At 72.0% G+C, this 23,664-nt stretch carries 23 protein-coding genes and 1 pseudogene; 7 read left to right on the top strand and 17 right to left on the bottom strand.

Annotated features, from left to right (window positions below; translation table 11 throughout):
• The 6 genes and pseudogenes from H0S67_RS11200 to uvrC form a co-directional block, all read right to left on the bottom strand.
• Positions 1 to 1,200, bottom strand: coding sequence for a phosphoglycerate kinase (locus tag H0S67_RS11200; RefSeq protein WP_180936628.1), 1,200 nt, complete (start codon positions 1,198 to 1,200; stop codon positions 1 to 3).
• A gap of 3 nt (positions 1,201 to 1,203) precedes the next feature.
• Complete coding sequence (gene gap / locus H0S67_RS11195) at positions 1,204 to 2,199, bottom strand: type I glyceraldehyde-3-phosphate dehydrogenase (protein WP_180936627.1); 996 nt, start codon at positions 2,197 to 2,199, stop codon at positions 1,204 to 1,206.
• Between the two features lie 167 nt (positions 2,200 to 2,366).
• The gene (gene whiA / locus H0S67_RS11190) at positions 2,367 to 3,353 is read right to left on the bottom strand and encodes a DNA-binding protein WhiA (RefSeq protein WP_180936626.1); all 987 of its coding nucleotides are present in this window, start codon (positions 3,351 to 3,353) and stop codon (positions 2,367 to 2,369) included.
• 65 nt (positions 3,354 to 3,418) lie between these two features.
• Complete coding sequence (locus tag H0S67_RS11185) at positions 3,419 to 4,381, bottom strand: gluconeogenesis factor YvcK family protein (RefSeq protein ID WP_180936625.1); 963 nt, start codon at positions 4,379 to 4,381, stop codon at positions 3,419 to 3,421.
• Positions 4,381 to 5,259: an RNase adapter RapZ gene (rapZ, locus tag H0S67_RS11180; RefSeq protein ID WP_425489933.1), complete on the bottom strand. Its 879-nt coding sequence runs from the start codon at positions 5,257 to 5,259 to the stop codon at positions 4,381 to 4,383. The genes H0S67_RS11185 and rapZ overlap by 1 nt, the downstream gene beginning before the upstream one ends.
• A pseudogene (gene uvrC, locus H0S67_RS11175) lies at positions 5,256 to 7,246 on the bottom strand (excinuclease ABC subunit UvrC). The gene rapZ and the pseudogene uvrC overlap by 4 nt, the downstream one beginning before the upstream one ends.
• Before the next feature lie 159 nt (positions 7,247 to 7,405).
• Between uvrC and H0S67_RS11170 the strand changes: the two are divergent.
• Positions 7,406 to 8,701, top strand: a complete 1,296-nt coding sequence (locus H0S67_RS11170) for a tetratricopeptide repeat protein (protein WP_180936623.1) — start codon at positions 7,406 to 7,408, stop codon at positions 8,699 to 8,701.
• On the opposite strand, the gene H0S67_RS11165 is transcribed toward H0S67_RS11170, so the two are convergent.
• Together H0S67_RS11165 and uvrA are read right to left on the bottom strand one after the other, a co-directional pair.
• Positions 8,688 to 9,116, bottom strand: coding sequence for a Rieske (2Fe-2S) protein (locus tag H0S67_RS11165; protein ID WP_246355302.1), 429 nt, complete (start codon positions 9,114 to 9,116; stop codon positions 8,688 to 8,690). The genes H0S67_RS11170 and H0S67_RS11165 overlap by 14 nt on opposite strands.
• A gap of 39 nt (positions 9,117 to 9,155) precedes the next feature.
• On the bottom strand, positions 9,156 to 12,206 hold the full coding sequence (uvrA, locus tag H0S67_RS11160; RefSeq protein ID WP_425489915.1) for an excinuclease ABC subunit UvrA: 3,051 nt from the start codon (positions 12,204 to 12,206) through the stop codon (positions 9,156 to 9,158).
• A 115-nt stretch (positions 12,207 to 12,321) separates the two neighbouring features.
• On the opposite strand from uvrA, the gene H0S67_RS11155 reads away from it, so the two are divergent.
• The 3 genes from H0S67_RS11155 to H0S67_RS11145 all read left to right on the top strand — a co-directional run bounded on the left by H0S67_RS11155 (position 12,322) and on the right by H0S67_RS11145 (position 14,145).
• Positions 12,322 to 13,029, top strand: a complete 708-nt coding sequence (locus H0S67_RS11155) for a maleylpyruvate isomerase family mycothiol-dependent enzyme (protein WP_180936621.1) — start codon at positions 12,322 to 12,324, stop codon at positions 13,027 to 13,029.
• Positions 13,023 to 13,697, top strand: coding sequence for an MBL fold metallo-hydrolase (locus H0S67_RS11150; RefSeq protein WP_219635646.1), 675 nt, complete (start codon positions 13,023 to 13,025; stop codon positions 13,695 to 13,697). The genes H0S67_RS11155 and H0S67_RS11150 overlap by 7 nt, the downstream gene beginning before the upstream one ends.
• A 160-nt stretch (positions 13,698 to 13,857) precedes the next feature.
• Complete coding sequence (locus H0S67_RS11145; RefSeq protein ID WP_180936620.1) at positions 13,858 to 14,145, top strand: hypothetical protein; 288 nt, start codon at positions 13,858 to 13,860, stop codon at positions 14,143 to 14,145.
• Between the two features lie 26 nt (positions 14,146 to 14,171).
• Here the strand turns inward: H0S67_RS11145 and H0S67_RS11140 are convergent, their stop codons facing one another.
• From H0S67_RS11140 to H0S67_RS11125, 4 genes are all read right to left on the bottom strand, one after another.
• A complete protein-coding gene (locus H0S67_RS11140) occupies positions 14,172 to 14,588 on the bottom strand; it encodes a hypothetical protein (protein ID WP_180936619.1) in 417 nt (138 codons plus the stop codon).
• Between the two features lie 114 nt (positions 14,589 to 14,702).
• Complete coding sequence (locus H0S67_RS11135; RefSeq protein WP_180936618.1) at positions 14,703 to 14,948, bottom strand: hypothetical protein; 246 nt, start codon at positions 14,946 to 14,948, stop codon at positions 14,703 to 14,705.
• Between the two features lie 266 nt (positions 14,949 to 15,214).
• Entirely contained in the window at positions 15,215 to 15,838 is a 624-nt protein-coding gene (locus tag H0S67_RS11130) for an LVIVD repeat-containing protein (RefSeq protein WP_180936617.1), read from the bottom strand.
• Entirely contained in the window at positions 15,726 to 16,721 is a 996-nt protein-coding gene (locus H0S67_RS11125) for an LVIVD repeat-containing protein (RefSeq protein WP_180936616.1), read from the bottom strand. Before H0S67_RS11125 ends, H0S67_RS11130 begins: the two co-directional genes overlap by 113 nt.
• Before the next feature lie 99 nt (positions 16,722 to 16,820).
• On the opposite strand from H0S67_RS11125, the gene H0S67_RS11120 reads away from it, so the two are divergent.
• Together H0S67_RS11120 and H0S67_RS11115 are read left to right on the top strand one after the other, a co-directional pair.
• Positions 16,821 to 18,125, top strand: coding sequence for an FUSC family protein (locus H0S67_RS11120; RefSeq protein WP_343050480.1), 1,305 nt, complete (start codon positions 16,821 to 16,823; stop codon positions 18,123 to 18,125).
• A 45-nt stretch (positions 18,126 to 18,170) separates the two neighbouring features.
• Positions 18,171 to 19,388 (top strand): outer membrane protein assembly factor BamB family protein, encoded by a 1,218-nt coding sequence (locus tag H0S67_RS11115; RefSeq protein WP_180936614.1) that lies wholly within the window; start codon positions 18,171 to 18,173, stop codon positions 19,386 to 19,388.
• A 22-nt stretch (positions 19,389 to 19,410) separates the two neighbouring features.
• Here H0S67_RS11115 and H0S67_RS11110 read toward each other — a convergent pair whose 3' ends face one another.
• Positions 19,411 to 19,959 carry an SRPBCC family protein gene (locus H0S67_RS11110; protein ID WP_180936613.1) on the bottom strand — a complete coding sequence of 183 codons (549 nt, stop codon included), beginning with the start codon at positions 19,957 to 19,959 and terminating at the stop codon, positions 19,411 to 19,413.
• Complete coding sequence (locus tag H0S67_RS11105; RefSeq protein WP_180936612.1) at positions 19,875 to 20,909, bottom strand: LLM class F420-dependent oxidoreductase; 1,035 nt, start codon at positions 20,907 to 20,909, stop codon at positions 19,875 to 19,877. Before H0S67_RS11105 ends, H0S67_RS11110 begins: the two co-directional genes overlap by 85 nt.
• 98 nt (positions 20,910 to 21,007) lie before the next feature.
• On the opposite strand from H0S67_RS11105, the gene H0S67_RS11100 reads away from it, so the two are divergent.
• The gene (locus tag H0S67_RS11100; RefSeq protein ID WP_180936611.1) at positions 21,008 to 21,367 is read left to right on the top strand and encodes a helix-turn-helix domain-containing protein; all 360 of its coding nucleotides are present in this window, start codon (positions 21,008 to 21,010) and stop codon (positions 21,365 to 21,367) included.
• A 16-nt stretch (positions 21,368 to 21,383) separates the two neighbouring features.
• Here the strand turns inward: H0S67_RS11100 and H0S67_RS11095 are convergent, their stop codons facing one another.
• From H0S67_RS11095 to H0S67_RS11085, 3 genes are all read right to left on the bottom strand, one after another.
• Entirely contained in the window at positions 21,384 to 21,992 is a 609-nt protein-coding gene (locus H0S67_RS11095; protein WP_180936610.1) for a ClpP family protease, read from the bottom strand.
• 7 nt (positions 21,993 to 21,999) lie between these two features.
• Positions 22,000 to 22,617 (bottom strand): ClpP family protease, encoded by a 618-nt coding sequence (locus H0S67_RS11090; protein WP_180936609.1) that lies wholly within the window; start codon positions 22,615 to 22,617, stop codon positions 22,000 to 22,002.
• Positions 22,618 to 22,707: 90 nt separating this feature from the next.
• Entirely contained in the window at positions 22,708 to 23,646 is a 939-nt protein-coding gene (locus tag H0S67_RS11085; protein ID WP_180936608.1) for an aldo/keto reductase, read from the bottom strand.
• Positions 23,647 to 23,664 lie beyond the last annotated feature (18 nt).

The raw sequence follows: 23,664 nt of genomic DNA, 5'->3' as shown, positions 1-23,664 counted from the left end.
TCAGTCCTCCAGGACCTGGATGCCGGGGAGCTCCCTGCCCTCGAGGTACTCGAGGCTGGCGCCACCACCGGTGGAGATGTGGCCGAAGGCGGACTCGTCGAAGCCGAGGGTGCGGACCGCGGCGGCCGAGTCACCGCCGCCCACGACGGAGAGGCCGTCGACCTTGGTCAGCGCCTCGGCCACGGCGCGGGTGCCGTCGGCGAACGCCGCGACCTCGAACACGCCCATCGGACCGTTCCAGAAGACCGTCCGTGCGTCCGCCAGCGCCGCGGCGAAGGCGGTCGCCGACTCCGGGCCGATGTCGAGCCCGAGGCAGTCCGCGGGGATCTCCGAGGCGGGTACGACGCGCGGCTGCGGCTCGTGGTCCCCCGAGGGGAACTCGGTGTCCACGACGATGTCGGTCGGCAGCAGGATCTCGACGCCGGTCTCCCGGGCCCGGTCGAGGTAGGACCGGCAGGTGTCGAGCTGGTCCTCCTCGAGCAGGCTCTTGCCGACCTCGTGGCCCTGGGCCTTCAGGAAGGTGAAGACCATGCCGCCGCCGATCAGCAGCTTGTCGGCCTTGCCGAGCAGGTTGTCGATGACGCCCAGCTTGTCGGAGACCTTCGACCCGCCCAGCACGACCACGTAGGGCCGCTCGGGCTCCTCGGTGAGCCGGCGCAGCACGTCGATCTCGGTCGACACGAGGCCACCCATCGCGTGCGGGAGCCGCTGCGCGACGTCGTACACCGACGCCTGCTTGCGGTGCACCACCCCGAACCCGTCGGAGACGAAGGCGTCCGCGAGCGCGGCGAGCTGGTCGGCGAAGGCACCGCGCTCGGACTCGTCCTTGCTGGTCTCCCCCGCGTTGAAGCGGACGTTCTCCAGCACCGCCACCCGGCCGTCCTGCAGCCCCTCCACGGTCTGCTTCGCGCTGTCGCCGACGGTGTCGGACGCGAAGGCCACCTCCGTGCCGAGCAGCTCGCCGAGGCGGGCAGCCACGGGGGCCAGCGAGTACGCCGGGTCGGGCTCGCCCTTCGGCCGGCCGAGGTGCGCGGTCACGACCACCCGCGCGCCGGCGTCGGCCAGCGCGCGGATGGTCGGGACGCTGGCGCGGATCCGGCCGTCGTCGGTGATGGTCGTGCCGTCGAGGGGGACGTTGAGGTCGGAGCGGACCAGGACCCGCTTCCCCCGCAGGTCACCCAGGGAGTCGATGCCACTCATGCGTCAGAGGGTCTCGCCGATGTAGGAAATGAGGTCCGCGAGGCGGTTGGAGTAGCCCCACTCGTTGTCGTACCAGCCGACGACCTTGACCTGGTTGCCGATGACCTTGGTCAGCGGCGCGTCGAAGATGCAGGACGCCGGGTCGGTGACGATGTCGGAGGACACCAGCGGGTCGGTCGAGTACCTCAGGAAGCGGCCGTCGGCGGCCTTCTCCACGGCGGCGTTGACCTCCTCGACCGAGGTCTCGCGGCCGGCCTCGAAGGTGAGGTCGGTGGCCGAGCCGGTCGGCACCGGGACGCGCAGGGCGTAGCCGTCGAGCTTGCCCTTGAGCTCGGGGAGCACGAGGCCGATCGCCTTGGCGGCGCCCGTCGAGGTCGGCACCACGTTGATCGCGGCCGCGCGGGCGCGACGCAGGTCCTTGTGGATGTTGTCCTGGAGGTTCTGGTCGGCGGTGTAGGCGTGCACCGTCGTCATCAGGCCCTTGACGATGCCGAACTCGTCGTTCAGCGCCTTCGCCATCGGAGCGAGGCAGTTGGTCGTGCACGAGGCGTTGGAGATCACGGTGTGCTGCGAGGCGTCGTAGTCGGTGTGGTTGACACCCATCACGACGGTGATGTCCTCGTTGGAGGCCGGCGCGGAGATGATGACCTTCTTGGCGCCCGCGTCGACGTGGGCGCGCGCCTTGGTCGCGTCGGTGAAGAAGCCGGTGGACTCCACGACGACGTCGACACCGAGGTCGCCCCACTTGAGGTTGGCCGGGTCGCGCTCCGCGAAGGTCTTGATGACCTGGTCCCCGACCCGGATCTCGTCGGCCGTGGCCGTCACGTCAGCATCGAGTCGACCCAGGATGGAGTCGAACTTGAGCAGCGGGGCGAGGGACTTGTTGTCGGTCAGGTCGTTGACCGCGACGATCTCGATGTCGAGGCCGGACGCGCGCACGGCGCGGAAGAAGTTGCGGCCGATGCGGCCGAATCCGTTGATACCTACGCGAACAGTCACAGCTGGCTCCTGCTTCTCGGACGGACACTTGCGATGAGCATGGGGGCGGGCCCCGTCGGACACGGTGGCACCCGCGTCGTCGACCCTATCGCTACGTCCGGTGCAGGCGCGTCCTCGTCCCGGGGTACGTGCCGGTAACCGGCGTCACACCCGCCGTACGGGGATCCTCAGCCCTCGTCGGCGAGCATCTCGGGGGTCAGCGAGGCCTCGGTGTCGGGGATGCCGAGCTCCTCGGCGCGCTTGTCGGCCATCGCCAGCAGCCGGCGGATCCGGCCCGCGATCGCGTCCTTGGTCAGCACCGGGTCGTGCAGCTGGCCGAGCTCCTCCAGCGATGCCTGCTTGTGCTCCAGGCGCAGGTGGCCGGCCAGCCGGAGGTGGTCCGGGACCTCCTCGCCGAGGATCTCCATCGCCCGCTCCACCCGGGCGCCCGCCGCCACGGCGGCCCGAGCGGACCGGCGCAGGTTGGCGTCGTCGAAGTTCGCGAGCCGGTTGGCCGTCGCCCGGACCTCGCGCCGCATCCGACGCTCCTCCCAGGCCATCAGCGACTCGTGGGCGCCGAGCCGCGTCAGCAGCTGGCCGATCGCGTCGCCGTCGCGGATCACCACGCGGTCGACGCCGCGCACCTCGCGGGCCTTGGCCTGGATGCCGAGCCTGCGGGCCACACCCACCAGCGCCAGCGCTGCCTCGGGGCCGGGACAGGTGACCTCCAGCGCCGAGGACCGGCCCGGCTCGGTGAGCGAGCCGTGCGCGAGGAACGCCCCTCGCCAGGCGGCGACCGCGTCGCAGCCGCCGCCGGAGACCACCGCCGGCGGGAGCCCCCGGACCGGGCGACCGCGCTGGTCGAGCAGGCCGGTCTGCCGCGCCAGCGCCTCGCCGTCCTTGACGATGCGCACGATGTAGCGGCTCCCCTTGCGGATGCCGTTGCCCTGCACCATCACCACGTCGGACTGGTGGCCGTAGACGTCCGCGATGTCCTTGCGCACCCGCCGGGCCGCGGCGCCCGTGTCCAGCTCCGCCTCGACCACGATCCGGCCGCTCACGATGTGGAGTCCGCCGGCGAAGCGCAGCATGGACGCGACCTCCGCCTTGCGACAGCAGGTCTTCGTGATCTGGGTGCTGGACAGCTCCGCCTTCACCTGTGCCGTCATCGCCATGCCGGAATCCTTACACGCGCGTCAATCACCCTCGACACCTCCCGTCGGAGCCGGCGCCGGGCGCGTCAGCCGCGGGCCATGATCCGCTCGTAGGCCGCTGCGAGCCTCGTCACGTCGTGCCGGGGAGACCCGTCGTCCATGGCGACGTGCTCGACCACCAGCGCGGCGCCGTACGACGCCGCGGCCCGCTCCAGGCCGGCGAGGTCCGTCACGGTGCAGGGGTCGGCGAGCACCGTGTGGATCTTCAGGTCCGGCGCGTGCTCGGAGAGCACGGCGAGGTGCTCCTCCGGGCCGAGGCCGTGCGTCTCCCCCGCCTGCTCGGCGAGGTTGAGCACGACGACGAGCCGGGCGTCGGTCCGGACGAGCGCCTCCCGGAGCTCGGGGACGACCAGGTGCGGGATCACCGAGCTGAACCACGACCCGGGACCGAGCACCACCCAGTCGGCCGCCAGGATCGCCGCGACCGCCTCGGGGCAGGCCACCGGCTCCGGCTCCAGCCGCACGGAGGTGATCACGCCCTCGGTGGTGGCCACCTCGACCTGCCCCCGGACGGTGGTCAGTGCCAACGGGTCGGCCGGGTCCAGGCCGCGCACCTCGGCGGCGATGTCGAGCGGCGTGAGCGCCATCGGCAGCACCCGTCCGGAGGCTCCGAGCAGCCGGCCCACCCAGTCCAGCGCCTGCACGTGGTCGCCGAGCTGCTCCCAGAGGCTGACGATCAGCAGGTTGCCGACGACGTGGCCGCGCATCTCCCCCTCACCGGCGAACCGGTGCTGGAGCACGCGGGCCCAGGTGGCCCCCCACGCGTCCTCGCCGCAGAGGGCGGCCAGCGCCATCCGCAGGTCACCCGGCGGTAGCACCCCGAACTCCCCGCGCAGCCGGCCTGACGACCCGCCGTTGTCGGCGACGGTCACGATCGCGGACAGGTCGTCGACCACCAGGTCGTCGACGAGGTGGCGCAGCGCCTGGAGGGACGTGTGCAGGCCGTGGCCGCCTCCGAGGGCCACGGCGGACTGGGCGCGGTCGGACATCACTCGCGCCCGAGGTCGCGGTGGGTGGCCCGGGCGAGGTAGCCACGGTCCCGGAGGCGGCGGGCGATCTCCTCGGTCATCGCCACGCTGCGGTGCTTGCCACCGGTGCAGCCGACGGCGACGGTCATGAAGCGCTTGCCCTCGCGCAGGTAGCCCTCGGCGACCCCCAGGAGCACCGGGACGTAGCCGTCGAGGAACTCCGCCGCACCCGGCCGGCTCATCACGTAGTCGGAGACCTCCGGGTCGCGACCGGTGCCGGGCCGCAGCTCGGGCACCCAGAACGGATTGGGCAGGAAGCGCATGTCGGCCACGAAGTCGGCGTCCACCGGGATGCCGTACTTGAAGCCGAAGCTCGTCACGGTGACGTTGAGCCGGATCGTGTCGGGAGTGCCGAACGCCTCCGCGATCCGGTCGGTGAGCTGGTGGACGTTCAGCGAGGTCGTGTCGATGACCAGGTCCGCCTCGCTGCGCAGGTCGGCGAGGACCTTGCGCTCCCGGTGGAGACCGTCGAGCAGGCGACCGCCTGCCTGCAACGGGTGTGGGCGGCGCGCCGCCTCCTGCCGCCGGACCAGGACGTCGTCGCCGGCCTCGAGGAAGACCAGCGTGGTGCGCCGCCCCGTCGCCCCCAGGGCCAGGTTGGCCTGCAGGGACTGGAAGAAGGAGCCGGAGCGCACGTCGACCACCACCGCGATCGGCTGCTCGGTGCCGCGGCTCTCGTCGACCAGCCGGACGACGTCGCGCAGCAGGCTGGGCGGCATGTTGTCGACCACGTAGAAGCCGAGGTCCTCCAGCTCCTTGGCCGCCGTGCTGCGGCCGGCACCCGTCATGCCGGTCACCACGACCAGCTCGCCGCGATGGGTGTCGCCTGTCGTCATCAGGACTCCTCGATCTCGCCGGTGGCGGTGTTGACGCTGACCCGGGGGCCAGCCTTGGTGGCGTTGACCGCGACCGCTTCCTTGATTGCGGTGGCGGTGCGCGTGCCGATCCCGGGCACGGTGGCGATCTCCTCGACGCTCGCCTCGCGCAGCTTCTTCAGCGAGCCGAAGTGCTTGAGCAGCGTCTTGCGGCGGACCTCGCCGAGGCCCGGTACGTCGTCGAGCAGGCTCTCGACCATGGTCTTGGACCGCCGCGAGCGGTGGTGGGTGATCGCGAACCGGTGAGCCTCGTCGCGGACCCGCTGGAGCAGGTAGAGCCCCTCGGAGGAGCGGGCGAGGATGACCGGGTCCTCCTGGCCGGGCAACCACACCTCCTCCAGGCGCTTGGCCAGGCCGCACACCGGGATGTCGTCGATGCCGAGCTCGTCCAGCGCCCGCTGGGCGGCGGCCACCTGCGGCGGGCCGCCGTCGACGACGACGAGGCCCGGTGCGTAGGCGAACTTGCGCGGCCTGCCGGTCTCGGGGTCGACCAGCATCGGCCCGCCCTCGCCCTCGACGGTCTCGGAGCGGGCCTGCTCGTCGAGCAGCCGGCGGAACCGACGGGTGATCACCTCGTGCATCGACGCGACGTCGTTCTGGCCGTCGACGCCCTTGATCACGAACCGGCGGTACTCGCTCTTGCGGGCCAGGCCGTCCTCGAAGACCACCATGGACGCGACCACCTCGGTGCCCTGGAGGTTGGAGACGTCGTAGCACTCGATGCGCAGCGGCACCTCGTCGAGCTCCAGTGCCGTCTGGATCTCCTCCAGGGCGCGGTTGCGGGTCGTCAGGTCGCTGGCCCGCCTGGTCTTGTGCAGCGCCAGCGCCTGGAGCGCGTTGCGGGCCACGGTCTCCTGCAGCGTCTTCTTGTCGCCGCGCTGGGGCACCCGGATCGCGACCCGGCTGCCCCGCAGGTCGCCGAGCAGCTGCTCGAACGTCGCGAGGTCCGGGGGCAGCGCCGGCACCAGGATCTCGCGGGGAATCGTGTCCGCGTCGCCGGCGTAGAGCTGCAGCAGGAAGTCCTCGACCAGCTCGGGCGTGCCGCCCTCGTCGACGCGGTCTGCCACCCAGCCGCGCTGGCCGCGGATCCGGCCGCCGCGCACGTAGAAGACCTGGACCGCCACCTCGAGCGGGTCCTCGGCCAGGGCGATCACGTCCGCGTCCGCCCCGTCGCCGAGCACCACGGCCTGCTTCTCCAGTGCGCGCTCCATCGCCCCGAGGTCGTCGCGGAGCCGCGCCGCCTTCTCGAAGTCGAGCGCCTCGGAGGCGGCGTACATCTCCTTCTCGATGCGACGGATGAAGGGCCGGGTCTGCCCGCCCATGAAGTCGCAGAAGTCGTCGACGATCGCGCGGTGCTCCTCGGGGCTCACCTTGCCGACGCACGGCGCCGAGCACTTGTCGATGTAGCCGAGGAGGCAGGGGCGGCCGATCTGGGCGGAGCGCTGAACACGCCGTTGCTGCACGAGCGCATCGGGAAGACCCGCAGCAGGATGTCGACCGTCTCCCGGATCGCCCAGGCGTGGCTGTAGGGGCCGAAGTAGCGGGTGCCCTTGCGCTTGGCACCCCGACCGACCATGACCCGCGGGAACTCCTCGCCGACCGTGACCGCGAGCCACGGGTAGGACTTGTCGTCGCGGTACTTCACGTTGAAGCGCGGGTCGTACTCCTTGATCCAGGAATACTCCAGCTGGAGCGCCTCGACCTCGGTGTTGACCACGGTCCACTCGACGCTGCCCGCGGTCGTCACCATCGTGGCGGTGCGCTGGTGCAGGTTGCCGATGTCCTGGAAGTACGACGACAGCCGGGCGCGCAGGTTCTTGGCCTTGCCGACGTAGATGACCCGGCCCTTGGCGTCCCGGAACCGGTAGACCCCCGGCTGGGTCGGGATCGACCCCGGCTCGGGCCGGTAGGACAGCGGTCCCCGAGCGGAACGCGGTGAGCGAGCAGGCACGGGGCAACCCTACGGTCCGGCGGGGACACCGCCGACAACAAGAGGGCCAAACCAAGAGGGGTCGTTCGGCACGGGAGGCCGGGCGGCCAGATCCGGCACCATGATGGAAACGCCAGCACGCACGCCGGGAATCATTGTTCAGTGACTTACTCTGGTTTTATGTCGTGTCGCGACCGCTACGGATACCGCCTGACCACGAGCCCCGAGGCCGCGGCGGCGTACAACCGCGGCATCGGCGAGCTGCTCCGCCTGCGCACGGGCGCGGTCGAGTCGGTGGCCACCGCGGTGGTCCTCGACCCGACGTTCGCGCTCGGGCACGCCGCGCTGGCGCTGCTCGGGCACGAGATGTGCGCACCCGTCGACGTGGCCGCCCGGCTGCGCGACGCCCTGCTCCAGGCCGGCCGGGCCACGGACCGCGAGCGCAGCCACGTGCACGCCGTCGACGCCCACCTGCGAGGCGACTCCCGTCCCCTCGTCGCCCACCTTCGGGCCCACCCCCGTGACGCGCTGCTCCTGTCCACGGCCGTGCCGACCATCGCGTTCGCCGGGGTGACCGAGGTGCCTGCCGAGGCCTGGGCGATCGTCGAGCACGCGATCCCGGCGTACGGCGAGGACTGGTGGTTCACCGGACTGCTCGCCTTCGTCCGCCAGGAGCAGGGTCGCTTCGACGAGGCGATGTCGCTCTCCTGCCGCTCGCTGGCCGAGGAGCCGGGCGCCGGCCACTCGGCTCACGCGCGGGCGCACGCGCACTACGAGACCGGCGACCACGTGGCCGGCCTGTCCTGGATGGACGCGTGGGTCACCGGCGCGGGCGCCGCGACCGACAGCCTCAGCCACTTCTCCTGGCACGCGGCCCTGCACGAGCTGTCGCTCGGGGACCTCGACGCCGTGCGCACGCGCTACGACGGACAGCTGCAGCCGGAGGGCGTGCTGGGCTGCCGGGCGCTGGTGGACACCGGATCACTGCTCTACCGCTGGGCCCTGACCCCGGGCGCGACCGACGTGCCCGGCATGCAGGCGGTCGCCACCGCGGCCGGTCGCGACGTCCTGGCCCGGCCGGCCACGCCGTTCCTCGCGCTGCACGCGGCGGTCGCCCTGCTGGCGCTCGACGACGGACCGGGGCTGGCCGGGCTCGCCGGCTGGGCGGAGACGCACACCCATCCCACCCAGCGCGACGTCGTCGCGCCACTGGTCCGGGCCCTGGCCCTGATGCAGGCCGGGTCGTGCTCGGCCGCCGCCGACGCCCTCGCCTCCCTGACCTCGGGGCTCCCCCGGCTCGGCGGCTCCGACGCCCAGCGCGAGATCGTCGAGGAGACGCGCATCGCTGCCCTCCTGCGCGCAGGCCGGCTGGACGAGGCGCGGAGGTTGCTCGACACCCGGCTCGACCGGCGCCACTCCCCCCGCGACCGGCGCTGGCGCGACTCGTGCCGCGCGGAGGCCGTCAGGCCAGGCTGATCTCGCCGCCCTTGACGGTGACCTCGACCTTGGGGAGGGGCGAGGGGGCGGGACCGCCCTGCACGGAGCCGTCCTCGATCGAGAACATGCTGCCGTGGCAGGGGCAGACGATGGTCCCGTCCGTCACCTTGGACACCGGACAGCCCTGGTGGGTGCAGATCGCCGAGAAGGCCCGGATGTCGCCCTGGGTCGGCTGCGTCACGACGACCTTCTGGTCGGCGAAGACGGTGCCACCCCCGACCGGGATGTCCGAGGTCGACCCGAGGTCGGCCCCTGAGGCCCCCGATCCGCCGGACGCGCCCGAGCCCGGGGACCCGTCCGCGCTGCCTCCGCCGCAGGCGGCCAGCAGCGGCAGTCCGAGTCCCACCGTGGCGGCACCCGTCAGCGCACGGCGGCGGCTGAGTCCTTCGGTCACGGTGATTCCCTTTCGTCGCGCGGGTGGTCGCCCGCCACCCTACGGTCGCGGCTTCGGGGCCGACTTCCGGGCTGTCGTCTTCTTCGCGGCGGACCGCTTGGCCGGCGCCTTCTTCGCGGCCGCCTTGCGCGCCCCGGGCGGTGGTGGCGCCGCCTGCGCGGAGAGCCGTCGGGTCGGCTGCTTCGCCTCGCGACCGTCCAGCATCGGTGCCAGGAACTGGCCCGTGTAGCTCTCCGGCACGGCGGCCACCGCCTCGGGGGTGCCCTCCGCGACCACCAGGCCGCCACGCGAGCCGCCCTCGGGGCCCATGTCGACCAACCAGTCGGCGGTCTTGATGACGTCGAGGTTGTGCTCGATCACCAGGACCGTGTTGCCGGAGTCGACCAGCCGGCCCAGGACCAGCAGGAGCTTGCGGATGTCCTCGAAGTGCAGGCCGGTCGTCGGCTCGTCGAGGACGTAGACGGTGCGGCCCGTCGAGCGCTTCTGCAGCTCCGAGGAGAGCTTGACCCGCTGCGCCTCGCCGCCCGAGAGCGTGGTGGCCGGCTGGCCGAGCCGGACGTAGCCCAGCCCGACCTCGCAGAGGGTCTTCATGTGCCGGGCGATCGCCGGGACCGCCGCGAAGAAGTCGGCGGCCTCCTCGATCGGCATGTCGAGGACCTCGGCGATGGTCTTGCCCTTGTAGTGCACCTCGAGCGTCTCGCGGTTGTAGCGCGCCCCGTGACAGACCTCGCAGGGGACGTAGACGTCCGGCAGGAAGTTCATCTCGATCTTGATCGTGCCGTCGCCGGCGCACGCCTCGCAGCGCCCGCCCTTGACGTTGAACGAGAAGCGGCCCTGCAGGTAGCCCCGCATCTTGGCCTCGGGGGTCGCCGCGAAGAGCTTGCGGATGTGGTCGAACACCCCGGTGTACGTCGCCGGGTTGGAGCGCGGGGTGCGTCCGATGGGCGACTGGTCGACGTGGATGACCTTGTCGACGTGCTCGAGCCCGCTGATCTTCTTGTGCCGGCCCGGGACCGCCCGGGCGTTGTAGATCTGCTTGGCCAGCGAGGTGTAGAGGATGTCGTTGACCAGCGTCGACTTGCCCGAGCCGGAGACTCCCGTGACCGCCACGAAGAGCCCCAGCGGGAACGTCACGTCGACGTCGCGAAGGTTGTGCTCGCGGGCCCCGTGGACGGTGAGCTCGCGGCCCTTGGTCCGCGGTCGCCGGACCTCCGGGACGGGGATCTCGCGCCGGCCGGAGAGGTACTGCCCGGTCATCGAGTCGGGGTGGGTCAGCAGGTCGGCCACCTTCCCGCTGTGGACCACCTGTCCCCCGTGCTCGCCGGCGCCCGGACCGATGTCGACGATCCAGTCGGCCACCCGGATGGTGTCCTCGTCGTGCTCGACGACGATCAGGGTGTTGCCGAGCTCCTTGAGCCGCACCAGCGTCTCGATCAGCCGGTGGTTGTCGCGCTGGTGCAGACCGATCGACGGCTCGTCGAGCACGTAGAGCACGCCGACCAGGCCGGCGCCGATCTGGGTCGCGAGCCGGATGCGCTGGGCCTCGCCACCGCTGAGCGAGCCCGAGGGCCGGTCCAGCGAGAGGTAGTCGAGACCGACGTCGAGCAGGAAGTTCAGCCGCTCCTGGATCTCCTTGAGCACCCGCTCGCCGATCTGGCGCTCGCGGGCGCTCAGGTCGAGGTTGCGCAGGTAGTCGGCCGTCTCGTTGATCGGCAGGGCGCAGACCTCGGCGATGTTCTTGCCGCCTGCGTCGCGCGCGCCCAGGGTGACAGCCATCGACACCGGCTTGAGGCGGCTGCCGCTGCACGCCGGGCAGGGCACCTCGCGCATGAAGCCCTCGAACCGCTCGCGGCTGGTGTCGGACTCTGCCTCGCGGTGGCGACGCTCGATGTAGCCGCGGACGCCCTCGAACTCGGCGTAGTAGGCGCGCTGCCGGCCGTAGCGGTTGCGGGTGACCACGTGCACCTTGGTGGGGTGTCCGTCGAGCAGCGACTTCTGCGCCTTGGCGCCGAGGTCCTCCCACGGCGTGTTGAGGTCGAACCCGAGCTCCTCGCCCAGGGCGCCCATCAGGCGCAGGAAGTAGTCGGCCACGTGGGCCTGGCTCCACGGCTGGATGGCACCCTCGCCCAGCGTGGCCTGCGGGTTGGGCACCACGAGGTCGGGGTCGACCTCCATGCGGGTGCCGAGGCCGTGGCACACGGGGCAGGCACCGAACGGCGAGTTGAACGAGAACGACCGCGGCTCGAGCTCGTCGGTGTCGATCGCGTGGTCGTTGGGGCACGACATCTTCTCGCTGAACTTCATCTCGCGGCCCGGGTCCTTGGCGCCGAGGTCGACGAAGTCGAACAGCACCAGCCCGCCGGCGAGGTTGAGCGCAGTCTCGACCGAGTCGGTGAGCCGCCGCTTCGAGGACTCCTTGACCGCCAGCCGGTCGACGACGACCTCGATGGTGTGCTTCTTCTGCTTGTCCAGCTTCGGCGGGTCGTCGAGGGTGTGGGTCTCGCCGTCGACCCGGGCCCGCGAGAAGCCTTGCGTCTGGAGCTGGCGGAAGAGCTCGACGTACTCCCCCTTGCGGCCGCGGATGACCGGCGCGAGGACCTGGAAGCGGCGGCCCTCCTCCAGCGACAGGATCCGGTCGACGATCTGCTGGGGGGTCTGCCGCTCGATGGGGGCGCCGCAGGTGGGGCAGTGCGCCCGGCCGGCACGCGCGTAGAGGAGCCGGAGGTAGTCGTAGACCTCGGTGATCGTCCCCACCGTGGAGCGGGGGTTCTTGGAGGTGGACTTCTGGTCGATCGACACCGCGGGCGAGAGGCCCTCGATGAAGTCGACGTCGGGCTTGTCCATCTGGCCGAGGAACTGACGCGCGTAGGCGGACAGCGACTCGACGTAGCGGCGCTGGCCCTCGGCGAAGATCGTGTCGAACGCGAGCGAGGACTTGCCGGACCCGGACAGTCCGGTGAAGACGATGAGGGAGTCACGGGGCAGGTCGAGGGAGACGTCCTTGAGGTTGTGCTCCCGGGCCCCCCGGATGATCAGCTGCTCCGCCACTGGCGATCCCCTGCAAAAGTTAGGCCTGGCATAGGTCGGCATCGGATGAGAACGTGCCAACAATGACACGCGCCGCCGACAGTCCTCCCATCGTGCGCCCGAGAGGGTGAGGTCGGGGAGGTTGGAAGTGACGCACGTCGCACGCAAGGATGGGCCCATGTCCGCTGCGCACGCCGAGCCCGACCTCCTGGCCGAGGCCTCCCAACGCCTGATCCGCACCGTCGACCAGCTCGAGGACTCCACCTGGGCCCAGCCCAGCGGGCTCCCGGGCTGGACCCGGTCCCACGTGGTCGCCCACCTGATCCTGAACGCCGAGGGACTGTCGGGGGCGCTGAGCGGCATCGTCCAGGGCGCACAGATCCCGATGTACGCCTCGCAGGAGGCCCGGGACCGCGACATCGAGGACCTCGCCCGTGAGGAGCCCAGCGTGCTGCGCACCCGGCTGCTGGGAGCGACCACCGACCTGGCCGACGCCCTCGCCGCGGTGCCGGACGACCTCTGGTCGACCTCCGTCGAGCGAGTCCCCGGCGGCCGCACCTTCCGCGCCTCGTCGGTGGCCGGAATGCGGACCCGCGAGGTCGAGATCCACCACGCCGACCTCGACGCCGGCTACACCTGCACCGACTGGCCCGCGGAGTTCGCGGCGGCGGTCATCGACTCCATGGCCAGGCGGGATCCCTCGGAGTCCCCGTTCACCGCCCGCGCGACCGACGCCGACCGGTCCTGGACCTTCGGCGCGGAGTCGGGGGGAGGTCCTACGGTGTCGGGGACGACCGCGGAGCTCGCCTGGTGGCTGACCGGGCGCGGCGCGGGCGAAGGGCTGACGAGCGACGGCGGCGAGCTGCCGCGGATCGGAGCATGGTGACCTACACGGGAGAGGTGGAGCCGGGCGGCTCCCCCGACGTCCGCGAGCTGGACGCACTGACCATCACGAAGCTGGCTGTCGACGAGAAGATGTCGAACAACTGCTACCTGCTCCGGTGCAAGCACACCGGTGACCAGGTGCTCGTCGACGCCGCCGCCGAGCCGGAGCGACTGCTGCCCCTGGTCGGTGATGCCGGGCTGACGACGGTGATCACCACCCACCAGCACTGGGACCACCACCGGGCCCTGGCCGACGTGGTCGGGGCCACCGGCGCCGAGGTCGTCGCAGGCGCCCCCGACGCGGCGGCGATCACCGAGCAGACCGGCGTCCCGGTGGGGCGTGAGCTGCGACAGGGCGACACCGTCGCCGTCGGTGACTGCACGCTCGAGGTGATCGCGATCGCCGGGCACACGCCCGGCTCCGTCGCCCTGCTGTACGACGACCCGGCCGGTCACCCGCACCTCTTCACCGGCGACTCGCTGTTCCCCGGTGGGGTGGGCAACACCTTCGGCGACGAGGCGGCGTTCGTCCAGCTCATCGATGAGGTCGAGACCAAGGTGTTCCAGCGGCTGCCCGACGCCACCTGGTTCTACCCGGGCCACGGCAACGACTCCACCATCGGCGCCGAGCGTCCGCACCTGGCGGAGTGGCGCGCTCGGGGCTGGTGAGCACGAGCCGACGCCAGCGGTCGCGACGGGGTGCAGGCTTCGCCAGAGTTGGTGAACCGATGAGCGCTGACGGCGGCTAGCGTCGCCGGTGGACGCCCGGCCGGTCGCCCGCCAAGACACCAGCTCGGGTTGACGTCAGCCGATGTGAGAAGGACGAGTCATGGCCTACGGAATCGTGCACCACTTCCCGGGAGGCACCAAGGAGCAGTACGAAGCGTCGATCGCCGCGGTCCACCCCGGCCCGGACCGACTCCCCGACGGCCAGGTCTTCCACGCGGCCGGACCCTCGGCCGGTGGCTGGACCATCATGGCCGTCCACGAGTCGCAGGAGAGCTGGGAGCGGTTCCGCGACGAGATCCTGATGCCCCGGATGCAGGCGGGCATCGAGGGCGGCTTCGCCTCTCCCCCTGAGGAGACGACCATCGATCTGTACAAGCTGCAGCCCTAGGTCTGGGGCCGAGGGGGGGGAAGCCTTCAGGACGCGACCGCGCAGCGGAATGCCGCGAAGATCTCCAGGGAGCGCCGATCGGGCGCAGTGCCGGTGGCCACGTGGTGGAGGAGCTCCTCCCCCGTCAGCCCGGCTTCGACGGCGAGTGCTAGGAGCTCGCCGTCGAACAGCTCGATCCAGGTCCACAGCACCAGGGCCGGGATCCGGCGCTCCCTGGCTTCGCGACAGACGTCGGCGGCACGGCTGCCGGGCAGCGACTCCGCGAGCCGGAGCTCGACGTCGAGCGAGTTGACCTGGCCCGGGTGCGCGCGGAGCTCCTCGCGGCGGCGGTCGAGACCGCGCTGGCGGGCCGGGGTCCCCCCGGTCACGGCTGCTGCAGCCCAGCAGACGACGCAGCTGGCGGCGATCGCCGCCGCGCTGACGATGACGAGTGCGGCGAGCATGGCAGCTCCTGGGGGGTGAAGGGTGCCCGTGCCACCTCCTCCTTCCCACTCGGCGCAGGTCTCACACGCCTGTCGCGAGTCCGGACTAGACCGCCTGTGGCGATCCGGGCCGGGTCAGGAGGCGATGGCGCCCTGGAACGCCACGAAGATCTCCAGGGACCGACGGTCCGGGGCCGTCCCCGTCGCCACGCGGTGCACCATCTCGTGGCGCGACATGGAGGACTCGACGGCCAGGGCCAGCAGCTCGGCGTCGTACAGGTCGATCCACGTCCACAGCACCAGGGGGGGAACGCCTCGCGCGCCCGCGGCGGCGCACACCGAGGCCGCGCGGCGCGGCGGCAGGGTCTCGGCGAGCAGCATCTCGACGTCGTCGAGCGTGATCTCGTCGGGGTGCCGGTGCAGGTGGGCCAGCCGGCGGTCGACCTGTCGTTGACTGGTTGTAGCGGGCCATGGGAACGGCCTCGATCCTCCAGTAGGCGAGGCTGAGAACGGCGACGACCACCGCGTTGACGGCGATCAGCCCGAACACGAACATGAAGACTCCAGGGGGTGGGGGTGCTCGACCAGTAAGCGTTCCCACACCCGCTGCGGCCCAATCCCGGAGCGCGAGCTGACTAGACAGGCCGTCAGCGATCGAGCAGCCGGCCGACGCCGTTGGTGAGGCGCACGTCGTAGAAGCCGGTGTTGCCGTCTGAGTACCAGATGCTGTGGCGCTTGACGTCCCATGCGGGCTGGGACATGGCGAAGGCGCCCGTCGCGCTGGGGTTGTCCGGCCGGGTGGTGGTGAGGGGCCTGTTGAAGTACGCCACCTCCCGCGGCTTGGCGAGGTGGCTGATGTCGAAGACCCGCAGGCCCGACAGGATCATGGAGCAGGCCACGACCTTCGGGTTCCTCTGGTAGGGCACCGAGCAGTAGTGCCCGGCGTACCCCTGCACCGGGATGTTCGCTCCCGGGTCGTTCTGCTCGGCCCCCTCGCGGGCGGAGGGCTGGTGCACCTGGAGCCGCAGGTCGGAGACGATCCGCGGCTGCGTCGGGTCGGTGACGTCGATGATGCGGGCGGCGCCGACGGGTGCCTTGGCCTGGTCGGCGCCCGCGGTGAGCGAGTAGTTGGCGTACTCGTCGACCTCGAGCAGGTAGTCACGGCCGTTGCGTGGTGAACGGCTGCGGCACCTGCGGGATCGAGTGCTCGGGCCAGGACAGGTCCTTGATGATGTGGACCTGGGGGTTCGGCCTGCGGTCCTGGATCTCACTGACGTCGAGGATCCGCAGCCCACCGGAGGAGAACCTGGCGCCCGTGCTCGAGTTGCCGATGTTGGCGACGTAGAGCGTCCGACCGTCGGGCGAGACGCGCATGCCGTGGTAGTTGACGCCCGCCTGCTCGAAGATCGGCTTCGGCGCGGTCGGGTCGGTGAGGTCGAGCGCCACCAGGGTCTGGCCGCCGGTGCTGGAGGCGTAGAACGTCAGGCCGTCGGGCGACCAGCCGCTCTCGTGGCCGAGGATCGCGGTGGGCGTCGAGGAGAGCAGCCGCGGGTGCCGGCAGCTCGACCTCACGTCGTACAGGTCGAGAACGCCGGGCTCGGTGCCGGGGTTGCCGGAGACCGCACCGAGCAGGCCGCGGCGCTGGTTGAGCAGGACGGACTCGTGCGGGGTGTCCATGCCGGGCGTCACCAGGTTGGCGGTCTTCCTGGGCTGCCGCGGGTTGTCCATGTCGAGCACGACCACGCCCAGCCCCCGGCCGGAGGTGAACTGGAAGGGCGCGTCCTTGGGGAAGAGCAGCGTCGAGTCGTAGAACGCGCAGGTGTGCCCCCGTGCGTCGGTGTAGCGGAGGACCTTGAAGCCGCCGCTCCGGCCCTGGTGGGACACCGCCCGGGTGTTGCACCGGTAGCCCTTCGCCGCGCGTCCCGAGTCGTAGTCACGCCGCGGGACCCGCCCCTGGATGCCGGTCTCGGGGCGTGCGCCCGGTCCGCACGTGGCCTCGGGCGTGGCCGCCGGGAAGGGCGAGCCGGTCGCCGTCATCACGCCGGACAGTGTCAGCCCGCCGAGGCCGACGGCGAGCGACGCGACGACGACGGCGAGGCGCCGGAGGGCGGCGCGGCGGGAGGAGCGGCTGCGGATCCTGTTGTCGACGACCACGGGAGGGACAACGAACGAGACCGGCGAAGACTACGGCCGATTTCGCTCCTCCCCCTGTACAGCTGTTTCGCCGCGTGCACGTGCGAGCAAGATGGAGCCGTGCACGACTGGTGGCGGACGAGCCTGACGCGCGGGACCACCCGTCTGCGACGCGGCGGACGTCCCGCATTCCTGTGGTCCTTGCGGATCACGGTGGCTGCCGTGGCCAGCTACGTCGTGGCGACGCTGCTCTTCCCCGGCACCCAGCCGCTGACAGCGCCGCTGACCGCGATGCTCGTCGTGCAGGTCACGCCGGTGTCCCTCCTCGCCAGCGGCCTGGACCGCGTGGTGGCCGTCGTGTCGGGCGTCTCCCTCGCCGTGGCCTTCGCGGCCGTCGTCCCCCTCGAGTGGTGGAGCCTCGGCCTGCTGATCCTGGCGTGCATCACGATCGGACAGGCCCTGCGCCTGCGGTCGAACCTCATCGAGGTCGCGATCAGCGGCATGCTGGTGCTGGGCGTCGGGTCGGTGGGCGCGGAGTCGGCCGCCTGGCAGCGCCTCGTCGTGACCCTGGTCGGGGCGGCCGTGGGGATCGCGACCAACCTGCTCTTCCCGCCCAAGGTCGCGAGCGCGGACGCCGGCCGGGCCATCGACGGCCTGGCTGACGCGGTGAGCGCCCTGCTCAACCGCGCCGCCGACGAGCTGGACGACCTGGCGGTGGACCACCACGACCTGGCGGCGGCCGCCCGCGGCTGGCTCGACGAGGCCCGGGACATCACCCACCACGACATCCCGCGGGTCGGCGCCGCCCTCCTGCACGCCGAGCAGGGCCGTCGGCTCAACGTCCGGGCGGTCGGTACGCCGGACGTGGGGCCGGGGCTGCGTCAGGGGCTCGAGGCGCTGGAGCACTCCGCGGTCACCATCCGCGGGATGTTCCGTGCCCTGGCCGACGCCACCTACGACGCCTCCTTCGACGCCACCTGGGACGACCAGGAGACCACCGAGGCGGTGCTGCTCGGCCTCGCCCAGACCTTCCGCGAGATGGCGGCGGGCGTCGATGCCTTCGGCCAGCTGGTGCACGACGAGGCCGGGCCGGCGCGGTTGATCAGCCGCGAGCGCGTGCAGGACCTCCGGGACGCCCTCGAGGGGCTGCACGAGGCCCGCGCCCGGCTGGACGACGTGGTGATGGCCGGCGCCCCTGCCGGGCTGCTCGAGCTGCACGTCACGGTGCTCTCCACGGTCAAGCGCCTGCTGACCGAGCTGGACCTGGCCGCCCGGATCCGCCGCCAGATCCGCCTGCTCCCGCGCTCCCGGGCGCGCTTCCCCGGCGCCGCTCCCCCGCTGCCCGGCCGCCGGCCGCCCGTCGTGGCCGAGCCGGAGGCGGACGCCGAGACCCAGGTGCTGCCGACGTTCCCCGACGAGTGCTAGTACCCGGCGACGGAACCGGGTGGTGACTCGCGCCGTCGAACGGGCATGCTCAGGGTCGCCGCCGTGCTCGTCGTGTCGTCGCTCGTGGCCGCCACGGCGGCCTGCACCCCCGCCGCGAGCCCGCGGGTCGAGTGCCAGGGTCGGTCGTCCCTGTCGAGCATCGATCCCCGCTCCGGCGTGGCCTCCTGGCAGACGGCGCTGGGCCAGGCGAGCGAGGTCCCGATGCAGGTCGAGGACGGGACGGTCGTGGTGACCGCGCCGTGCGGCGCCGCGGTGGTCGACCTCGTGGACGGCGACGTCCGGTACGACGACGCGACGCCCGGCGAGCTGGTCGGCGTCACCGACCAACGGCTCTTCACCCTCGACGAGCCCGAGGGCGACAACCACCCCATCACGAGCTTCCGGCTGGACACGGCCGAGCCGGCCGGCAGCTACTCGATCAACACCCGCTTCCAGGACGCCACCGTCGCCGACGGCAGCCTGGTCACGCTGTACGGCGACGAGCTCCGTGCCTCTGACCAGACCGGCACGGGACCCTCCTGGGACCTGCAGGTCCCCGCCGACCGTGACCCCCACCTCGTGCGCAGCGGTCACCTGATCCTGGTCACCAACGGCGACGGCTCGATCTTCGCCGTCGACCTGGCCGACGGCAGCCTGGTCTGGCGCACCATCCCCCCGGTGACGGCGACCTCCTACGGCCTGCGGGTCACCAGCGTCCCGGGCACCGTGCTGACGGCGGCCTCCACCTCTGACGAGAAGACCCGGACGGTCGTGTACGCGACGGAGGCGGCCACCGGCCGCCTGCGCTGGACCCGCCCGGCGTGGATCGTGCTGGGCGCGGACCGGGACCTGACCGTGCTGCGCACCGCCGGCGCGGTCGAGGGCGTCGACACGGTGAGCGGAGCGCTGCGCTGGCGGCGTCCGGCGACCCGGATCGACCTGCCCGACGCCCACCCGGAGGCCGTTCCAGTGGTCGCGCTGACCCGAGACACGGTCGTGCTGCCGCAACCGGGCTCGCCCGCACTCGGGCTGGACCGGAGCACCGGGCGGGTGCGCTGGCGCGGGCCGGAGACGTGGACGGTGGTCGCCGCGGGTGACGTCGTGGTGACCGCCGTCTCCGACCGCGTCACCGCGCTCGAGGCGCGCACCGGCGCCGTGCGGTGGTCCCGTCCCGTCGAACGCCACCTGCAGGAGCTCACCGTGGCGCCGGACGGGAAGGTGCTCCTCCTCGACACCGACATCGTGCCGCACCTCGGCGCGTGAGCGGTCGCCCTCGCCCGGCCGGTCAGGGCCGGGGGGTGCCGCCCAGTGCTCGTCGGCGGAACCCGGCGACCGCCTGCTCCACCACGCGGTCGTGTCCCCACCGCATCAGGGGGAAGGCGAGACGGGCGGCGACTCGCAACGACCTGCTCCTCATGTCCAGGGACCACACTGCCGTGACCAGCGTCCCTCCACCGACGGGCTCCAGCCGGATCACCGCGGTGCCGCTCACATCGCCGCCGATCGCCGCCTCGACGACGTCCGGACGCCGGGCCCGGGCCACCCCGATGTCCATGCGCAGCCGCCACGGGACGGGCGGGACCACCGTCGCGTGCAGCACGTTGCCCGCGACGAGGGTGTCCGCGTCCGCGCCGAAGTCCCGCAACCAGTCCCACCAGGACTCGAACTGGTCGAAGCGCTCGATGGTCTCCCACAGGGTGTCGGGCCCGACCGGGAACCAGAAGGCGCCGCGGTAGTCGATCCGGTCGATCAGGCCAGCACCTCCGCGACCTCGTGGACCTCCGCGGCCGTGCGGCAGCTCAGCAGCAGGGTGGTCACCCCGGTCTCCTCCCACTGGGCCACCTTCTCGCGGACCTCGCCGGCGCTGCCGATGATGTGCATGTCGTCGACGAGCTCGTCGGGCACCAGGGCCGTCGCCTCGTCCTTGCGGCCGGCGAGGTAGAGCTCCTGCACCCGGTCGGCGAGGTCGGCGTACCCCATCCGCTCGAAGACCCGCTTGTGGAAGTTCTGCTCCTTCGCGCCCATCCCGCCCATGTAGAGGGACACCATCGGCTTCATCGCCTCGATCACGCCCGCCTTGTCGTCGGTCACCTGGAGGTGGCAGGTGGCGGCGATCTCGAAGTCCGCGCGGGTACGCCGCGCTCCCGGCCGCGCGAACCCCTCGTCGAGCCAGGGCCGGTACATCCCCGCGGACTGCGGCGTGTAGAAGATCGGGAGCCAGCCGTCCGCGATCTCGGCCGTCTGGGCGACGTTCCTCGGCCCCTCCGCCCCCAGCCAGATCGGGATGTCGGGACGCAGCGGGTGCAGGATCGGCTTGAGCGGCTTGCCGAGCCCCACCGAGCCCTCGCCGCGGTAGGGCAGCGGGTAGTGGGGGCCGTCGCTGACGACCGGCCTCTCGCGGGCAAGCACCTGCCGGATGATGTCGACCACCTCGCGGGTGCGGGCCAGCGGCTTGGCGAACGGCTGGCCGTACCACCCCTCCACGACCTGCGGTCCGCTCACGCCCATGCCGAGGACCACGCGTCCGCCGCTGAGGTGGTCGAGCGTCAGCGCGTGCATGGCGATCGAGGTCGGTGTGCGGCCGGACATCTGCACGATGGAGGTGCCCAACCGCAGCCGCGAGGTGTCCCGGCCCCACCACGCCAACGGAGTGAAGGCGTCCGACCCCCATGCCTCGGCGGTGAACACCGCGTCGAAGCCCGACTCCTCGGCGGCGGCCACCAGCTCGCCCACCCCGGTGGGCGGCTGTGCACCCCAGTACCCCAGCTGCAGTCCCAGCTTCATGACCCCAGACTGTCAGCCCGTCCGGCCCTTGTCTCGGGCCTGTTCGCCCGCGGCGAACAGGCCACCCACCGGGCGGCCTGCGCGCCTAGCCTCGGGGCATGGGCGACATCCTCGCGTTCCCCACGCCACCGAGGGCACCGGAGCACCGCGTCCCGGAGACCCGCCTGCCGGAGCCCCACCTACCTGAGCCCCACCTACCTGAGCCACTGTGGCGTGATGCGGTCGGGCGCGAGCTCCGCGGCGAACGCCGGCAGCAGGGCCGCACCCTCCAGGACGTCGCCGGCGAGGCCGGGGTGTCCACGCAGTACCTCTCCGAGGTCGAGCGCGGACGCAAGGAGCCCAGCTCCGAGGTCCTCGGAGCCGTCGCCGGCGCCCTCGGGCTCCGGCTGGTCGACCTCACCAGCCGGGTCTCCCGCAGCCTCGGCAGCGTCGACGGTCCCGTCTGCCTCGCCGCCTGACCAGCGGGGTACGACGTCAGCCGGCAACCGCCGGCAGCTTCCGGCTGTCCAGGACGGCGTCGACGACCCCGTAGGCGACCGCCTCGGTCGCGGAGAGCACGAGGTCCCGGTCCGTGTCGCGGCGCAACGTCTCGGCGGCCTGGCCGGTGTGCCGCGCCAGGATCTGCTCCATCTCGGCGCGCAGCCGCACGATCTCCTTCGCCTGCAGGGCCAGGTCGGGCAGCGTGCCCTGGCCACCGCCCGACGGCTGGTGGAGCACCACCCGCGCGTGCGGCAGCACGCTGCGCCGGCCCTCGGCCCCGGCCGCTAGCAGCACGGCTGCCGCCGACGCCGCCTGGCCGATGCAGGTCGTGGCGACCGGCGAGCGCACGAACTGCATCGTGTCGTAGATCGCGAGCATCGCCGTCACCGATCCGCCGGGCGAGTTGAAGTAGAGGTTGATCGGGGTGTCGGGGCTCTCCGACTCCAGGTGCAGGAGCTGCGCGATGACCACGTTGGCCACGCCGTCGTCGATCTCGGTGCCGACGTAGACGATCCGGTCGGTGAGGAGCCGGCTGTAGATGTCCACCGCGCGCTCACCGCGCAACGTCTTCTCGACCACGCTGGGGATCGTGTAGCTGCTCATCGCGAGCTCACCGCAGCCCGAAGGTCGGGGTCGGGCGGGCCGGCGTCACCGCGGTCACGTCAGTGAGGACCTGGTCGACGAACCCGTACTCCCGGGCCTGCTCGGCGGTGAACCACCGGTCCCGCAGGGCGTCGGCCTCCACCTTCTCGACCGGCTGGGCGGTGTGCTCGGCGATCAGGTGCATGAGCACGTTCTTGGTGTGCTCGAGATTCTCGGCCTGGATCTCGATGTCGATCGCGGTGCCGCCGATCCCGGCCGACCCCTGGTGCATCAGCACGCGCGAGTGCGGCAGCGCGTAGCGCTTGCCCGGCGTCCCGGCCGAGAGCAGGAACTGCCCCATGCTGGCGGCCAGCCCGAGGGCGAGCGTGCTCACGTCGTTGGGGATCAGCCGCATGGTGTCGTAGATGGCCAGGCCGGCCGAGACCGACCCGCCGGGTGAGTTGATGTAGAGGCTGATGTCCCGGTGCGGGTCCTCCGCCGAGAGGAGCAGGAGCTCGGCGCAGAGGCGGTTGGCGATGGCGTCGTCGACCTCCTGGCCGAGGACGATGATGCGCTGGTGCATCAGCCGGGTGGTGAGCTGGTCGTCGAGGGAGCCGGTGAGTCGTTCCGGTGCGGTCTGGGTCATGCCTCCAGCCTGTGCGCCCGAGGGGCCGCGTCCCAGCGATTCCGCCCAGAGCAGTTCTGCCCAGAGCTGTTCCGCCCAGAGCAGCGGGGCTCAGCGCGGGGCGTCCAGCCCCGACAGCTCCTCCGGGGACAGCTCCAGGCGGGCTGCGTCGAGCGCGGAGTCCAGCTGGTCGAGGCTGCTCACGCCCACGATCGGCCGCGACTGCGGCGCGCTCGTCATCATCCAGGCGAGCACCACCTGGGAGGGCGCGACACCGTGCCGCTCCGCGACCTGCGCCAGCGCCTCGAGTCGCGCGGTCGTGCCGGGGTGCTCGTAGACCTGCGGCAGCGGCCGATCGGCCCGGTCGTAGGCGCCCTGGATCAGCGGGCTGTAGGCCCACAGCTCGAGCTCGGGGTGGCTCTCGACGTAGTCCCGGGTCTCCTCGGAGACGAACCCGAACCGGTGGTCCTTGCCGGGCACGTCCGCGCCCGGCCGCGGCTCGACGTACGACGTGGTCAGCTGCAGCACCGTCCACGGCTCGACCGACAGGCGGGCCGCGAGGCGGCGGCCGCGCTCCACCCGCCAGGTGGCGTGGTTGGAGACGCCCAGCCGGGTGACCCGGCCGTTCTTGACCAGGGCGCCGAACGCCGTGACCGTCTCCTCCAGGTCGGTGGCCCGGTCCTCACCGTGTGCCCAGTAGACATCGATCCGGTCGATCCCGAGCCGGTCGAGGCTGCGCCCGCACTCGCGCTCGATGACCTCGGCCGACAACCCCTCCAGGCCGCCGTCGTCGGCGGGCTCCACGCCCACCTTGGTGGCGATCACCAGCTCCTCCCGCACGCCCGGGTTGGCGGCGAGCCAGCGACCGATGACGGCCTCGCTCTGACCGCCGTGCCCGTCCTCGGACTCCCAGAAGGCGTAGCAGTTGGCGGTGTCGATGGTCGTGCCACCCGCACCGACGAAACGGTCCAGCAGTGCGAAGGACGCCCGCTCGTCCAACCGGGTGCCGAAGTACATGGTGCCGAGGACGAGGTCGCTGATGCCGTGCATGGCCGCCAGCGTAGGGTC

The organism is Nocardioides ungokensis (assembly GCF_013466985.1).
Classification (GTDB): domain Bacteria; phylum Actinomycetota; class Actinomycetes; order Propionibacteriales; family Nocardioidaceae; genus Nocardioides; species Nocardioides ungokensis.
The sequence above is the reverse complement of the archived record's forward strand: the minus strand, read 5'-3'. Positions and strand labels throughout refer to the sequence as shown.

Bases quoted from the DNA above. Each gene is read 5' to 3' on its own strand.
- H0S67_RS11135 (WP_180936618.1), bottom strand. From the start codon at position 14,948: ATGCTGCTCGCCGAGACCCTGCCGCCGCGCCGCGCGGCCTCGGTGTGC.
- H0S67_RS11145 (WP_180936620.1), top strand. From the start codon at position 13,858: ATGGCCTACGGAATCGTGCACCACTTCCCGGGAGGCACCAAGGAGCAG.
- H0S67_RS11100 (WP_180936611.1), top strand. From the start codon at position 21,008: ATGGGCGACATCCTCGCGTTCCCCACGCCACCGAGGGCACCGGAGCAC.
- H0S67_RS11105 (WP_180936612.1), bottom strand. From the start codon at position 20,909: ATGAAGCTGGGACTGCAGCTGGGGTACTGGGGTGCACAGCCGCCCACC.
- H0S67_RS11155 (WP_180936621.1), top strand. From the start codon at position 12,322: ATGTCCGCTGCGCACGCCGAGCCCGACCTCCTGGCCGAGGCCTCCCAA.
- H0S67_RS11095 (WP_180936610.1), bottom strand. From the start codon at position 21,992: ATGAGCAGCTACACGATCCCCAGCGTGGTCGAGAAGACGTTGCGCGGT.
- H0S67_RS11115 (WP_180936614.1), top strand. From the start codon at position 18,171: ATGCTCAGGGTCGCCGCCGTGCTCGTCGTGTCGTCGCTCGTGGCCGCC.
- H0S67_RS11150 (WP_219635646.1), top strand. From the start codon at position 13,023: ATGGTGACCTACACGGGAGAGGTGGAGCCGGGCGGCTCCCCCGACGTC.
- H0S67_RS11140 (WP_180936619.1), bottom strand. From the start codon at position 14,588: ATGCTCGCCGCACTCGTCATCGTCAGCGCGGCGGCGATCGCCGCCAGC.
- H0S67_RS11085 (WP_180936608.1), bottom strand. From the start codon at position 23,646: ATGCACGGCATCAGCGACCTCGTCCTCGGCACCATGTACTTCGGCACC.
- uvrA (WP_425489915.1), bottom strand. From the start codon at position 12,206: ATGCCGACCTATGCCAGGCCTAACTTTTGCAGGGGATCGCCAGTGGCG.
- H0S67_RS11170 (WP_180936623.1), top strand. From the start codon at position 7,406: ATGTCGTGTCGCGACCGCTACGGATACCGCCTGACCACGAGCCCCGAG.
- H0S67_RS11090 (WP_180936609.1), bottom strand. From the start codon at position 22,617: ATGACCCAGACCGCACCGGAACGACTCACCGGCTCCCTCGACGACCAG.
- H0S67_RS11185 (WP_180936625.1), bottom strand. From the start codon at position 4,381: ATGTCCGACCGCGCCCAGTCCGCCGTGGCCCTCGGAGGCGGCCACGGC.
- H0S67_RS11200 (WP_180936628.1), bottom strand. From the start codon at position 1,200: ATGAGTGGCATCGACTCCCTGGGTGACCTGCGGGGGAAGCGGGTCCTG.
- whiA (WP_180936626.1), bottom strand. From the start codon at position 3,353: ATGGCGATGACGGCACAGGTGAAGGCGGAGCTGTCCAGCACCCAGATC.